Source organism: Saccharopolyspora tripterygii (assembly GCF_054778355.1).
This window is the reverse complement of sequence record NZ_BAAGZP010000004.1, coordinates 1-12,696: the sequence shown is the minus strand read 5'-3', so window position 1 is coordinate 12,696 and position 12,696 is coordinate 1. Positions and strand designations below refer to the sequence as shown.

15 protein-coding genes are annotated in these 12,696 nt (G+C 70.0%); 12 read left to right on the top strand and 3 right to left on the bottom strand.

Features of this window, described 5'->3' with window-relative positions; translation table 11 throughout:
* Position 1: 1 nt before the first annotated feature.
* The 6 genes from ACYVF3_RS02760 (at position 2) to ACYVF3_RS02735 (ending at position 4,528) form a co-directional block, all read left to right on the top strand.
* Positions 2-919 carry a carbohydrate ABC transporter permease gene (locus ACYVF3_RS02760; RefSeq protein ID WP_461152658.1) on the top strand — a complete coding sequence of 306 codons (918 nt, stop codon included), beginning with the start codon at positions 2-4 and terminating at the stop codon, positions 917-919.
* Positions 919-1,815: a sugar ABC transporter permease gene (locus ACYVF3_RS02755; protein WP_461152657.1), complete on the top strand. Its 897-nt coding sequence runs from the start codon at positions 919-921 to the stop codon at positions 1,813-1,815. The genes ACYVF3_RS02760 and ACYVF3_RS02755 overlap by 1 nt, the downstream gene beginning before the upstream one ends.
* A gap of 125 nt (positions 1,816-1,940) precedes the next feature.
* The gene (mmuM, locus tag ACYVF3_RS02750) at positions 1,941-2,834 is read left to right on the top strand and encodes a homocysteine S-methyltransferase (protein ID WP_461152656.1); all 894 of its coding nucleotides are present in this window, start codon (positions 1,941-1,943) and stop codon (positions 2,832-2,834) included.
* Positions 2,835-2,974: 140 nt separating this feature from the next.
* Positions 2,975-3,472 (top strand): DUF2975 domain-containing protein, encoded by a 498-nt coding sequence (locus tag ACYVF3_RS02745; protein ID WP_461152655.1) that lies wholly within the window; start codon positions 2,975-2,977, stop codon positions 3,470-3,472.
* Positions 3,473-3,694 (top strand): helix-turn-helix domain-containing protein, encoded by a 222-nt coding sequence (locus ACYVF3_RS02740; RefSeq protein WP_461152654.1) that lies wholly within the window; start codon positions 3,473-3,475, stop codon positions 3,692-3,694. It begins immediately after the preceding gene.
* A gap of 72 nt (positions 3,695-3,766) precedes the next feature.
* The gene (locus tag ACYVF3_RS02735) at positions 3,767-4,528 is read left to right on the top strand and encodes a class I SAM-dependent methyltransferase (RefSeq protein ID WP_461152653.1); all 762 of its coding nucleotides are present in this window, start codon (positions 3,767-3,769) and stop codon (positions 4,526-4,528) included.
* Positions 4,529-4,591: 63 nt separating this feature from the next.
* Here the strand turns inward: ACYVF3_RS02735 and ACYVF3_RS02730 are convergent, their stop codons facing one another.
* Both ACYVF3_RS02730 and ACYVF3_RS02725 read right to left on the bottom strand, forming a co-directional pair.
* Positions 4,592-6,040, bottom strand: a complete 1,449-nt coding sequence (locus tag ACYVF3_RS02730; protein WP_461152652.1) for an alpha-amylase — start codon at positions 6,038-6,040, stop codon at positions 4,592-4,594.
* 171 nt (positions 6,041-6,211) lie between these two features.
* Complete coding sequence (locus ACYVF3_RS02725) at positions 6,212-7,144, bottom strand: carbohydrate kinase family protein (RefSeq protein ID WP_461152781.1); 933 nt, start codon at positions 7,142-7,144, stop codon at positions 6,212-6,214.
* Positions 7,145-7,299: 155 nt separating this feature from the next.
* Between ACYVF3_RS02725 and ACYVF3_RS02720 the strand changes: the two genes are divergently transcribed.
* A complete protein-coding gene (locus ACYVF3_RS02720; protein WP_461152651.1) occupies positions 7,300-7,512 on the top strand; it encodes an RNA-binding S4 domain-containing protein in 213 nt (70 codons plus the stop codon).
* Between the two features lie 62 nt (positions 7,513-7,574).
* Here the strand turns inward: ACYVF3_RS02720 and ACYVF3_RS02715 are convergent, their stop codons facing one another.
* Positions 7,575-7,937: a HesB/IscA family protein gene (locus ACYVF3_RS02715; RefSeq protein ID WP_461152650.1), complete on the bottom strand. Its 363-nt coding sequence runs from the start codon at positions 7,935-7,937 to the stop codon at positions 7,575-7,577.
* Between the two features lie 210 nt (positions 7,938-8,147).
* On the opposite strand from ACYVF3_RS02715, the gene ACYVF3_RS02710 reads away from it, so the two are divergent.
* The 5 genes from ACYVF3_RS02710 to cobS all read left to right on the top strand — a co-directional run bounded on the left by ACYVF3_RS02710 (position 8,148) and on the right by cobS (position 12,654).
* The gene (locus tag ACYVF3_RS02710) at positions 8,148-8,786 is read left to right on the top strand and encodes a DUF3043 domain-containing protein (RefSeq protein WP_461152649.1); all 639 of its coding nucleotides are present in this window, start codon (positions 8,148-8,150) and stop codon (positions 8,784-8,786) included.
* Positions 8,787-8,934: 148 nt separating this feature from the next.
* The gene (locus ACYVF3_RS02705; protein ID WP_461152648.1) at positions 8,935-10,080 is read left to right on the top strand and encodes a glycerol dehydrogenase; all 1,146 of its coding nucleotides are present in this window, start codon (positions 8,935-8,937) and stop codon (positions 10,078-10,080) included.
* A 174-nt stretch (positions 10,081-10,254) separates the two neighbouring features.
* Positions 10,255-10,794, top strand: coding sequence for a bifunctional adenosylcobinamide kinase/adenosylcobinamide-phosphate guanylyltransferase (gene cobU / locus ACYVF3_RS02700; RefSeq protein WP_461152647.1), 540 nt, complete (start codon positions 10,255-10,257; stop codon positions 10,792-10,794).
* 49 nt (positions 10,795-10,843) lie between these two features.
* Positions 10,844-11,917, top strand: a complete 1,074-nt coding sequence (cobT, locus tag ACYVF3_RS02695) for a nicotinate-nucleotide--dimethylbenzimidazole phosphoribosyltransferase (protein WP_461152646.1) — start codon at positions 10,844-10,846, stop codon at positions 11,915-11,917.
* Positions 11,917-12,654, top strand: coding sequence for an adenosylcobinamide-GDP ribazoletransferase (cobS, locus tag ACYVF3_RS02690; RefSeq protein ID WP_461152780.1), 738 nt, complete (start codon positions 11,917-11,919; stop codon positions 12,652-12,654). Before cobT ends, cobS begins: the two co-directional genes overlap by 1 nt.
* Positions 12,655-12,696: the final 42 nt, after the last annotated feature.

Below are 12,696 nucleotides of genomic sequence, written 5' to 3'. Positions count from 1 at the left end.
CATGCGGAACTTCCTCGCCCGGTACTGGTTCGGCTACGCGATGGTGCTGCCGGTCGTCGCGGTCCTCGCGCTGCTGGTCGTGCTCCCGCTGCTGCAGGGCGTGTACTTCGGGTTCACCGACATCAACGACACAAACATCGCCAACCCGGTCCTGGACCGCGAAGCCCGGTACGAGTTCGTGGGCTGGGACAACTACCTCAACGTGCTGTCCGGTTCGGCGGCGTTCGGCTCGTTCTGGGCGACGCTGGTGCGCACCGTGATCTGGACCTTCGCGTGCGTGGCCTGCCACTACGGCATCGGCCTGGGCCTCGCGATGCTGCTCAACCGGCGGATGCGGGGACGCGGTCTCTACCGGGTGCTGCTGATCCTGCCGTGGGCGGTTCCGGTGTTCATCAGCGCGTTCGCCTGGCGGTACCTGCTCAACGCCGACTACGGCCTGGTCAACTGGGTCCTGGAGTCGCTGGGACTGCCCGGGCAGGTGTGGCTCGGGCAGTCGGGCCTGGCGCTGCTGGCGGTGATCGTGGTCAACGTGTGGCTGGGCGTGCCGTTCATGATGGTCGCCCTGCTCGGCGGATTGCAGGCCATCCCGTCCGATCTCTACGAGGCCGCCGAGATGGACGGTGCGACGCCCTGGCAGCGCTTCGCCAACGTGACGATGCCGGGGCTGCGGCCGGTGTCGAGCAGCGTGGTGCTGCTCGGGGTGATCTGGACGTTCAACATGTTCCCGGTCATCTACCTGATCACCGGCAACAACCCGCACACCCGCATCCTCGTGACCTACGCCTTCGAGCGGTTCTTCTCCGGCGCCACCAGGGATTACGCGATCGCCTCCACCTACGGCGTGCTGATCCTGTCGGTGCTGCTGGTCTTCGCCGCGATCTACCGCCGCGCGATGGCGCGGCAGGGAGAGGTCCTGTGATGAGCATCGACGCAGCGTCCTTGCGGGCGTCCTCGGCCGCCGCCCAGCCGCGCGGCCGGGGGCGGCGCTCGACTCTGGCGAGCATCGGTTTGCACGGCGCGCTGGTGGTGGCGTCGCTGATCGCGGTGTTCCCGGTGTTCTGGGTCGTGGTCGTGTCGTTCAAGCCGGACGCCAAGGCGGTCGAGGCGACGCCCTCGCTGTTCAACGACTCCAGCCTGGACAACTACGCCGACGTGCTCAGCGGCGCGAAGGGCTCGTTCCTCGCGTGGTTCGGGAATTCCGTGCTGATCGCGGCCCTGACCACCGTGCTCGGCGTGCTGCTGGCGGCGACGACCGCCTACGCGCTGAGCCGGTTCCGGTTCCCCGGCAGGCACTGGCTGCTGCTGTCGTTCCTGGTCGTGCAGATGTTCCCGTTCGCGGTGCTGATCGTGCCGCTGTACAACATCCTGCTCACCCTGGGGTTGCAGGGCAGCGCGCTCGGCCTGGTGCTGGTCTACTGCAGCACCGCGATCCCGTTCTGCACCTTCATGCTCAAGGGCTACTTCGACGGGATCCCGGCCGACATCGACGAGGCCGGGCGGGTCGACGGGCTCTCGCCGCTCGGCGTGTTCTGGCGGCTGGTGCTGCCGCTGGCCCGCCCAGGACTCGCGGTGACCGGCTTCTACTCGTTCATCGTGGCCTGGAGCGAGGTCGCCTTCGCCTCGGCCTTCCTGTCGGCGGCCGACGAGTCCAAAACGCTCGCGGTGGGTCTGCAGGTCTTCGTCCAGCAGAACCGGGCGGAATGGGGTCATCTCGCGGCGGCGTCGGTCCTGGTGGCGGTTCCCGCGGTGATCGTCTTCTACGCCGTGCAGCGCTTCCTCGTCTCAGGCCTCTCAGCGGGCAGCGTGAAGGGCTGAGCCGCTCGAACTTCGCGCGAAGTGGGAGTCCGAAGTTCCGGGGGCGGATTTCACGCGAAATTCGGATCTCCCCACGCCGGGTTTCGATGGGGTCCGCCCTCCGGAACACCACTACGCTGGTCGGCATGGAGGGATTCAGGGTCGACCGGCCGATGGTTCTCGACGGCGGGCTGGCCACGGAGCTGGAGGCGATGGGGCACGAACTCGCCGACGCGCTGTGGTCGGCGCGCCTGCTGGCCGACGCCCCTGAGGAGATCGTCGCCGCGCACGCCGCCTTCTACCGGGCGGGCGCGGACATCGCCACCACCGCCAGCTACCAGGCGTCCTTCGAGCGCTTCGCCGAGCGCGGCCTCGACCGCGCCGGGGCGGAGCGGCTGCTGCGCCGCAGCGTCGAACTGGCCCGGCTGGCCGGTGAGGTCGAGCCGGGCGAGCACCGCTGGGTCGCGGCCTCCATCGGCCCCTACGGCGCGACGCTGGCCGACGGCTCCGAGTACCGCGGCGACTACGGCCTGAGCAAGCAGCAGCTGCGGGAGTTCCACCTGCCGCGCCTGGAGGTGCTGGCCGACGCCGCACCGGACGTGCTCGCGCTGGAGACCATCCCCGACGTCGACGAGGCCGAAGTGCTGGTGGAAGCGGTGGCCGGACTGGGAGTCCCGGCCTGGCTGTCGTTCACCGTCGACGGCGACCGCACCCGCGCGGGTCAGCCGCTCTCGGAGGCCTTCGCACTGGCCGAGTCCGACGCCGTCAGCGCGATCGGCATCAACTGCTCGGACCCCGACGACGTTCTGCCCGCGCTCGAAACCGCCCGCGCGGCAACGGCCAAGCCGCTGGTCGCCTACCCGAACAGCGGCGAGGACTGGGATTCCGAGCACCACGCCTGGACCGGCGACCCCCGCCTGTCCCCGCTCCAGGCGCGCCGCTGGCGCGAAGCCGGCGCCACGCTGGTCGGCGGCTGCTGCCGGGTTCGCCCCGAAGACATCACCGCGGTGGCGGAAGCACTCCTCGACCCGGAGAGCTGACCGCGGGAACCGGTGGTGTTCCGCGAGAACGTCGGCGCGGAGTTCCCGCGTGCTCGCGATTCTCACCCGGCGGCTCCCGATTTGCCTTGACCTATCGTTTTTCGATAGATTCACATCGTTGTCCGATCGAAGGAGTGGCGATGAGGAAATCGGCGGTGCTCGCGCTGCGAGTCGTGCTCGTGGTGCTGCTGGCCGGGTCGCTGTTCGTGCAGGCCGTGATGGTGCCGCTGCTCAACGCCGACCTGGAGGGGCTGAACCCGCAGCACGCTTACCTGCGGGTGCCGCTGCTGCTGATCGTCGTGCTCGGACTGGTGGCCTGCCAGGTCGTGGTCGTCTGCGTGTGGCGGCTGGTCACGATGGTCCGGCCGGGAACGGTGTTCTCCCACGCGGCTTTCCGCTACGTGCACGTCATCATCGGTGCGATCGTGGCGGCGGCGCTCGACGTCTTCGCCCTCGCCTGCCTGCTGGCACCCGGCGAGGCCGTCGCCCCGGGCGTCGTGCTGCTGATCTGCGGCGTGGTCGTGGCGATCCTGGGCGTAGCGCTGGTCGTGCTGGTGCTGCGCGTGCTGCTGGCGCAGGCGGTCGACCGCGACGTGCAGGCGACGCGGATGCAGGCCGAGCTGGACGAGGTGATCTGAGTGCCGATCGCGGTCGACATCGACGTCATGCTCGCCAAGCGCAAGATGTCGGTCGGTGAGCTCGCCGCGCGCGTCGGCATCACCCCGGCGAACCTGGCGGTCCTGAAGAACGGCCGCGCCAAGGCCGTCCGCTTCACGACCCTCGAAGCTCTCTGCCAGGCCCTCGACTGCACCCCCGGAGACCTCCTCCGCTGGGAACCCGACGACGGGAGCACCAACTGACTCGCCCGCACCTCCGCCGACCCGGCGGAAAACCGGTGGTGCTGCGCAGCGGCGTCGGGCACCGTGGCCGACATGAGCGATGGCGGAACCACCGACGACGAACCGGAATTCGACGCCGAGGGCCTGTTCGACGAGGACTACCTGCACTTCTACGGCCCGCTGATCGACGAGCGCACCCAGGCCGAATCCGAGCTCGTGCGGCAGCTGCTCGGTGCCTCACCGGGTGATGAGGTCCTGGACCTCGCCTGCGGGCACGGCAGGCTGTCGAACCGGTTGGCCGCGATGGGCTGCCGGGTCACCGGCTTGGACAGCTCCGCCACGTTCCTGCGGCGCGCCCGCGCGGAGGCCGCCGAACTCGGCGTGGAGGTCACCTACGTCGACGGGGACATGCGCGAACTCCCCTGGCAGGAGCGCTTCGACGCGGTGCTGAACTGGTTCACCGCTTTCGGCTACTTCTCCGACGCGGGCAACCGCCGGGTGCTCTCGGAGGTCCATCGCGTGCTGCGGCCGGGCGGGCGGTTCGCGCTGGAGCTGAACAACCTCGTCGAACTGCTCCCCCGCTACCGGGCTCAGGTGGTGCACGAGGTCGGCGACGACATGATGATCGACCACCACCGGTTGGACCCGCTGACCATGCGCTCGATCGTCGAGCGGGTGGTGGTGCGGGGTGGCCGGGTGCGCCGCGTCCCGCACGCGGTCCGCATGTTCACCGCGCCCGAGCTGCGCGACTGGCTGCACCAGGCGGGTTTCACCGATGTCTCGTTCCGGGGCGAGGACGGGGAACCCCTCACCGCCGGGCACCGCCGCATGATCGCGCTGGCCACCCGGGCATGAGGGGTGGGAGCGTCGGCGCTCCCACCCCTCGCCCGGCTCAGCCGTGCAGGATCCGGGCCCCGATCAGCCGAGCTTGGCTCCGGCGTGAAGCGCGACACCGGAGTTCGCGGCCACCGTCGCGGTGAACGTCCCGTCCTCACCGACCTCGACCGTCTGGCCGGTGCAGGAACCGTTCGAGACCTCACCGGACATCACGTCGCAGTAGCTGCCCGCGGGCAACGAGGTCTGGAAGGTCTGGGAGAGCTCGCCACCTTCGCGGTTGATCGCCACGAATCCCTTGTCCTCGCGTCCGAAGGCGATCTGACCGCCCTCGTTGTCCCACCAGTCGGTGAGCGCGGCGCCCTGGACCGCGTTGTGGAACCCGGTCATCCCGGCGATGATCGGCCGCCGGTGCTCGCACACCCACGCCTGGTCGTCGCAGCCGGCGGGCTTGGTCGTGCCGTCGGCCTCGGCGGGCGGACCCGCATCGGCGTCGTCGAAGGCGAAGCTGGAGATCAGCTGCGGCGTGCCGTACGGGTAGGCGAGCTCGAAGCCCACGGCCAGGTCGTAGGCCGTGCCGTCCTTGTAGGTCAGCGTCGGCGAACTGCGCTGGGTGTCGTGGTTGTCGACGAACACCACGGCCTGATCGGCGGGCAGCGGCATCTCGTCGGTGAAGCCGTCGAGCTGCGCCAGCGAGCCGTTCTTGAACGCGTCGCTGATCTTGCCCTGGTAGGCGAACTCGGTGACGTCACCGTTGCCGGCGTACTCCCCCGCCGTGGTGGTGGAGTCGGCGATGACCTCCTGGAACACGTAGGGCTTCTGCCCGGTTCCCGGAACGGCGTTGAGCCCGCCGAAGATCGCGCCCACGTCCTCCGGCGGCATGTGCTTGACGCCGTCGACGCGGAACCCGGACACGCCCAGGCTGATCAGGTCGTTGAGGTAGCCGATCTCGGACTGGCGAACCCAGTCGCTCTCGGTCTTGAGGTCGGCGAGCCCGACGAGCTCGCAGTTGCGGACCTCCCACTTGTCCTCGTAGTTGGCGATGTCCCTGCGGCACTCGTGGAAATCCGCGTCGGAATAGGTGCCCGGGTAGTCGTACTTGGTGAACTCCGAACCCGCGCTGCCCGGGTGATCGCCGTCCGAACCCGCCATGTGGTTGACCACCGCGTCGGCGTAGATCTGCACACCGGCGTCGTTGCAGGTCTTGACCATGTTGGCGAACTGCTCGCGGTTCCCGCGCCGGGTTTCGAGCTGGTAGCTGACCGGCTGGTAGTCCTGGTACCAGGGGTGACCGGCCTCGGGGAGCACGATGTGCTCCTGCGGCGGCGACACCTGGACGGCGCCGAATCCCTTCGGCCCCAGGAAGCTGGTGCACTCGCTCGCGACCGAATCCCACGGCCACTGGAACATCTGGATGATCGGCCCGGCCACCGGAGCGGTGGCCGGAGCCGGAGCGCGATCCTGGCCGAACGCGGCGGGCACCAGGGAGGCACCGACCACGGCCGTGGCCAGCGCTAGCACCGGTAATCGCATGACCTTCTCCTTCGCATCGCCTGCGATGAGCGAACGCCTACGATCACATTTTCTTGCGCACGTTAAGTCAATACGCCAGGAGAACCGGCAATTTACCAGCCATAACACTTCGCAAAACTTTGCAACGCAGTGCAACCCGAAGGCCGCGAAGGGCTCGTCGACCTGACTTGCTCAGAGCGGCAGGACGGCGGCGACCTCGGTCGCGGCGCTCTCCCCGTAGGTGTCGGCGAAGCGCTTGCGAGCGCGGCCGTGATCGAGGCTCCACTCCTGCGTTCCGGTCACCTCCAGCACGTGCACCGCGATCAGCGAGCCGAGCTGCGCGGCACGTTCCAGCGACAGCCCGTTCTCGATCGCGGCGAGGAAACCGGCGCGAAAACCGTCACCGACACCCGTCGGGTCGGCCCTGGCGACCTCCGGAACCGCGGGCACCTCGAACCGCTGACCGTCGCGCTCGACGATCTCCGCCCCGTCGGCGCCGAGCGTCGTGACGCGAACGCCGACCTCGCCCCGGACGTCGTCCTCGCTCCAACCGGTCTTCTGCAGCAGCAGTCCCCACTCGTACTGGTTGGTGAACAGGTAATCGGCACCTTCGACCATCCGCCGGATCTCGTCACCGCTGAGCCTGGCGAGCTGCTGAGACGGGTCGCTGGCGAAGCGGTAACCGCGATGCCTGCACTCGTCGGCGTGCCGGATCATGGCCTTCGGGTCGTTCGGGCTGATCAGCACCAGGTCGACGTCGTGCGCGGCCATCACCGGAGCCAGTTCGATGTTGCGGGCCTCGGTCATCGCGCCGGCGTAGAAGGACGCGATCTGGTTGAAGGCCTGGTCGGTGGTGCACACGAACCGCGCGGTGTGCGCGTGCTCCGAGACGTGCACCCCGCCGCACTCCACCCCGTTGCGCTCCAGCCAGGACCGGTAGTCGGCGAAGTCCGCGCCCACGGCTCCCACCAGCACGGGCTGTCTCCCCAGCACACCGAGAGCGAAGGCGATGTTGGCCGCAGCGCCGCCCCGGCGCACCACCAGATCATCGACGAGGAAGCTCAGGGAGACCTGCTGCAGATCGTCGGCCACCAGTTGATCGGTGAACCTGCCGGGGAAGTGCATCAGGTGATCGCTGGCGATGCTGCCGGTCACTGCGATGGGCACAGCGCGCCTCCACTTCGTCACGGACGGCGACGGAAGAGCCGAGAGTAGCGCTCCCGGCAACCCCGGGCAGTGCCCCCACGCCGCGATCGACGGCCGCCGCAGACAATGGGGACATGCGCGATGTGGAGATCTCCGACGACATGATCCGCCTGGGGCAGCTGCTCAAGCTGTCCGGACTGGTCGAGCACGGCGCCGAGGCCAAGGACGTGCTGGAAGAAGGACTGGTCAAGGTCAACGGAGCAGTGGAGACGCGTCGCGGTCGTCAGCTCGTGGACGGCGACGAGATCGTGCTCGACGACGAGATCGTGCGCGTCGTCAGCATCTAGAACAGCAACGAGGCCGGCACCCGAGCGGGTGCCGGCCTCCTGCCAGAACGGGTTGCTCGTTATCAGTGGAACGAGTCACCGCAGGCGCACGAACCGCCCGCGTTGGGGTTGTCGATCGTGAAGCCCTGCTTCTCGATGGAGTCGACGAAGTCGATGACCGCGCCCTCCAGGTAGGGGGCGCTCATCCGGTCGACGACGACGCCGAGGCCCTCGAAGTCGCGGCGCGCGTCCCCGTCGAGGCTGCGCTCGTCGAAGAAGAGCTGGTAGCGCAGACCGGCGCAGCCACCCGGCTGGACGGCGATGCGCAGGTGCATGTCGTCGCGTCCCTCCTGGTCCAGCAGGCCCTTGGCCTTCTGAGCAGCAGAGTCGGTCAGCGTGACACCGTGGGCAGGCGCCTCGGTCTCAGTGGTGTTCGGGGCGGTCATGGACACTCCCTCGTGGTCTCGCTCTCCGATTCCGGCGTGACGTTCAACCACGACCGGATCCGGGGTATTCCCGCGGGCGAACCCGGGGACTTCTTGTCTCCTCCCTACATGGTGGCATAAGCGCGGCCGGATCAGGTGTGACGTCGCAGGCGCAGTGCGAATCGGACGGTCTCCTGCAAGCCCGCTCGGCGCGTCGAATAACCTGGAGGGGTGAGGTTCCTTCGCCGAAGCAGCGCTGAGCAGACCACGAGCACGGACTCCGAGAACGACGTGGACCAGTCCGCGGAGGAACGCGCGCAGAATCACACCCCCAAGAAGGGCAAGCCCACCCGCTCGCGTCGCGACGCCGAGGGCAAGCGCCGGGGCCCGGTCCCGCCGCCGCCGATGACGCAGCGCGAGGCCGTCAAGCGGGCCAAGGGCAACAAGGAGGACCGCCGCAAGGCGGCCACCGAGCGCCGCGAGCGCATGATGCAGGGCGACGACCGCTACCTGATGCCCCGCGACAAGGGCCCGGTCCGCGCCCTCGTCCGCGACCTGGTCGACACCCGCAGGCACCTGATGGGCCTGTTCATGCCGCTGGTACTGGTCGTCTTCGCCGCCACCCTGGCGCAGAACATGATCATCCAGCAGTACGCGACGCTGTTCTGCCTGGCCCTGCTGATCATGATGGCGGTGGAGGGCACGCTGCTCGGCCGCTACGTCAACAAGCGGGTCCGGGCCAAGTTCCCGGACCACAAGGACCGGCCGTTCTCGCTGGGCTGGTACGCGTTCACCCGAGCCATGCAGATCCGCAAGCTCCGCGTGCCGCGCCCCCGCTACACCCCCAAGGACATCGCCAAGGTCGGCTGACACCCGGATTTCCGAAGCGCCCCGCTCACGGCGTGAGCGGGGCGCTTCGCTTTTCGTCTCAAGTTGAGACGCGCTCGCGCTGCGCTCGCTCCCCGACCGTTCCTACGCTCGGCCGGTCCACCACCTCGGCAACCCAAGGAGCGGCACCATGGCCCAGTCGATCCGAACGATGATCAGCCCCGGTCGTTACGTCCAGGGCAAGGGCGCGATCCACCGGCTCGGCCACCACCTCGCCCAGCTCGGGTCGACACCGCTGCTCGTCGCCGACCGCGTCGTGTGGGGATTCGTCGGTCACGACGTCGAGGCATCGCTGGCCGAAGCCGGGTTGCCGATCGACCGCCGGGAGTTCGGCGGGGTCCCGAGCTCGAAGGAGGTCGACCGCCTCGTCGGCGAGATCACCTCATCCGGCGCCGACGTCGTGGTCGCCATCGGCGGCGGCAGCACCATCGACGCCGTGAAGGCGGCCGGGCACCTCGCCGGTGTCCGCTGGGCGAACGCACCCACCGTGGCCTCCACGGACGCCCCGTGCAGCGCCCTGTCGGTCATCTACACCGAGGACGGCGAGTTCGAGGCCTACCGGTTCTTCCCGCGCAACCCCGACCTGGTCCTGGTCGACTCGCAGATCGTGGTCAACGCGCCCGCCGAGTTCCTGATCGCCGGTGTGGGCGACGCGCTCGCCACCTGGTTGGAGGCCCGCGCCACGGCCCAGTCCGGTTCGAAGACGATGGCAGGCGGCCTGCCCACGCTCACCGGCACCGCGCTCGCGAAGCTCAGCTGGGACGTCCTCTGGGAGAACGCGCTGCCTGCCATCGACGCCGTGCGCGACCACCAGGTCACCCCGGCGGTCGAGAAGGTGATCGAGGCGAACACGCTGCTGTCCGGTCTGGGGTTCGAGTCAGGAGGTCTCGCCGCAGCGCACGCGATCCACAACGGCCTGACCTCGGTCTCCGCCACGCACGGCCTCGCGCACGGCCAGAAGGTCAACCTCGGCTCGGTCGCCCAACTCGTCCTGGAAGGCGCCGCACCCGGCGACCTGCGCGACTTCATCGAGTTCACCACGACGGTCGGCCTGCCCACCACGCTCACCGAGGTCGGCATCAAACCCGACGACACCGAGTCGGTGCGCGCCGTGGCCACCGCGGCAAGCGCCGAAGGCGAAACGATCCACTCGATGCCCTTCGAGGTGACCGCGGACGACGTCGCAGCAGCCCTCACCTCCATCGACCGCCACGCCACCCGCATCCGCGAGAACGCCAACCTCCCAGCCCCGAAGCCCTACACGGCGAAGCACTAGCGGCTCCGGCCCGTGGCCGAGGGCGGTTTTGGTCCGAACCGTCCATGATCGATGTCCGATATGCCCGGTCAATTCGGACCAAAACCGCCTCCGCTGAGCACCGGCCCCACTGGGCCGGTCTGCGCGAGCCCGCCTCCGGGTACGGTCTCGGCGGTTGTTGAGCGGGAGGTTGTCGTGCGGTCGTTGGTGTTGGGCGGGGCTCGGTCCGGGAAGTCGGCGCACGCCGAGGGGTTGGTGCCCGAGGACGCTGCGGTGACCTACGTGGCCACCGGGCGGCGGGATCCCTCCGATGCCGAGTGGGACGAGCGGATCGCGAAGCACGTCGCTCGACGGCCCGAGGGCTGGCGGACCGTGGAGGCGCCGGACTCCGAATCGTTGCGGCGAGTTCTCGCCGAAGCCGCCGACGGTGATCACGTGCTCGTGGATGATCTGGCCACCTGGTTGACCGGCGTCCTGGACGACGCGGGGGCGTGGGACCGCGACCCGGCGGCGCTGGAGGTCGTCGCCGGGCACTGCGACGCGCTGGTCGCGAGCGTGACCGAGGCCGCCGGACGGATCGTGCTCGTCTCGGCCGAGGTCGGCCTCGGCGTCGTGCCCGGGACCCGGTCTGGAAGGCTGTTCCGGGACGAGCTCGGCTCGCTCAACGCCAGGCTGGCGGCGGTGTGCGACGAGGTGCTGCTGCTGATCGCCGGATGCCCCCTGCGGATCCGGTAACCGGGCAGAACCCCGCCGAGCTGCGGTTTTTCAACACGGAGGTTTTGGCTTGTCCACCGAACAGAACGACCCCGGCGCGATCGAGTTCCCGCCCGTCCCCGCGCCCGACGAGCAGGCCTCCCGGGAAGCCGTCGCGCGGCAGGCGCAGCTGACCAAGCCGGCCGGTTCGCTGGGGCGGCTGGAGGAGCTCGGCGTGTGGGTCGCCGCCCGGCAGGGCGTCTGCCCGCCGCGACCGCCCGCGCGCGCCCGCGTGGTCGTCTTCGCCGGTGACCACGGCATCGCCCAGCACGGCGTGTCCGCCTACCCGCCCGAGGTCACCGGCCAGATGGTGAGCAACTTCCTCTCCGGTGGTGCTGCGGTCAACGTGCTCGCCGCGCACTCCGGCGCGACCGTCCGGGTGGTCGACATGTCGGTCAACGTCGACACCCCGCCGGTGGTCAGCGCGCACAAGGTGCGGCGCAGCTCCGGGGTGATCGACCGCGAGGACGCCCTGACCGACGAGGAGGTGCGGGCGGCCGTCCAAGCCGGGCGCACGATCGCCGACGAGGAGGTCGACTCCGGGGCCGATCTGCTCATCGCCGGGGACATGGGCATCGGCAACACCACTCCCGCCGCGGTGCTGATCTCGCTGCTGACCGGGACCGAACCGGTCGCCGTGGTCGGGCGCGGGACCGGCGTGGACGACGCCGCCTGGATGCGCAAGACCGCCGCGATCCGCGATGCGCTGCGCCGGGCCCGCAAGGTGCACAACGACCCCCTCGCGCTGCTGCGCACGTCCACCGGGGCGGACATCGCCGCGCTCGCCGGGTTCCTCGCCCAGGCCGCCGTGCGCAAGACCCCGGTGCTGCTGGACGGTGTCGTCGTCGGAGCCGCTGCGCTGGTCGCCGAAGAGCTCGCGCCCGGCGCGCGGCAGTGGTGGCTGGCCGGGCACCGCTCCGCCGAACCCGGCGGACCGCTGGTGCTGCAGCACCTCGACCTGGAGCCGGTGCTGGACATGCAGCTGCGGCTCGGCGAAGGTTCCGGCGCGCTCACGGCGCTGCCGGTGCTGACGGCGGCGGTGAAGGTGCTGGCCGAGATGGCCACGTTCGACGAGGCCGGCGTCGCCGCCGAGGCCGGGGCGTGATCGACGGCCTGCGGCTGGCGGTGTCCTGGCTGACGGTGTTCCCGCTGCCCGCGCGGGAGGTCGACGATCGCGCGTGCAGGCAGGCGATCTCGTTCGCACCGCTGGTCGGCGCGCTGGTCGGCGGACTCGGAGCTCTGCTGCTGTGGGGGTTGAGCGCGCTGAGCGCTCCCCCGCTGCTGGCCGGGCTGCTGGTGGTCGCGCTGCTGGTGCTGGTCACCCGGGGCATGCACGTGGACGGTCTGGCCGACGCCGTGGACGGGCTCGGCTGCTACGGGCCTCCGGAACGCGCGCTGCAGGTGATGCGCGACGGCGGCGCCGGGCCGTTCGCGGTGGTCGCGCTGATCCTGACGATCGGTGTGCAGGCGGTGTGCATCGGCGAGCTCGGGCAGACGCCGTGGGCGCTCGTGCTCGCCTGCGCCACCGGCCGCGCCGCGTTCGTGCTGTGCTGCCGGACCGGCCTGCCGTCGGCTCGCCCGGAGGGCATGGGCGCGCTGGTCGCGGGCTCCCAGCCGCTGTGGCTGGTGATCGGCTGGTGGCTCACGGCGGCGGCGGTCGCGGCGGTGATCTCCCCTGCCGCGGCGGGCGGAGTCCTGGTGGCCGCGGCCGCGCTGCTGCTGTTCACCCAGCACGTCCGCCGTCGCTTCGGCGGCATCACCGGAGACGTCCTCGGCGCCGCCTCAGAACTCGCCACAACCATCGTCCTGGTCGGCGCAACGCTCGGCATTTCCCAGTTTTAGGGGTCGTTGCAGAATCACCTTGCTTGGCGGTGCGGGTGGCGG

What these genes read in the sequence shown, in the direction of transcription:
- ACYVF3_RS02730 (WP_461152652.1), bottom strand. Translation starts at nt 6,040, where the DNA reads ATGCGATTACCGGTGCTAGCGCTGGCCACGGCCGTGGTCGGTGCCTCC.
- ACYVF3_RS02715 (WP_461152650.1), bottom strand. Translation starts at nt 7,937, where the DNA reads ATGACCGCCCCGAACACCACTGAGACCGAGGCGCCTGCCCACGGTGTC.
- ACYVF3_RS02735 (WP_461152653.1), top strand. Translation starts at nt 3,767, where the DNA reads ATGAGCGATGGCGGAACCACCGACGACGAACCGGAATTCGACGCCGAG.
- ACYVF3_RS02755 (WP_461152657.1), top strand. Translation starts at nt 919, where the DNA reads ATGAGCATCGACGCAGCGTCCTTGCGGGCGTCCTCGGCCGCCGCCCAG.
- mmuM (WP_461152656.1), top strand. Translation starts at nt 1,941, where the DNA reads ATGGAGGGATTCAGGGTCGACCGGCCGATGGTTCTCGACGGCGGGCTG.
- ACYVF3_RS02745 (WP_461152655.1), top strand. Translation starts at nt 2,975, where the DNA reads ATGAGGAAATCGGCGGTGCTCGCGCTGCGAGTCGTGCTCGTGGTGCTG.
- ACYVF3_RS02725 (WP_461152781.1), bottom strand. Translation starts at nt 7,144, where the DNA reads ATGCACTTCCCCGGCAGGTTCACCGATCAACTGGTGGCCGACGATCTG.
- ACYVF3_RS02720 (WP_461152651.1), top strand. Translation starts at nt 7,300, where the DNA reads ATGCGCGATGTGGAGATCTCCGACGACATGATCCGCCTGGGGCAGCTG.
- ACYVF3_RS02705 (WP_461152648.1), top strand. Translation starts at nt 8,935, where the DNA reads ATGGCCCAGTCGATCCGAACGATGATCAGCCCCGGTCGTTACGTCCAG.
- ACYVF3_RS02760 (WP_461152658.1), top strand. Translation starts at nt 2, where the DNA reads ATGCGGAACTTCCTCGCCCGGTACTGGTTCGGCTACGCGATGGTGCTG.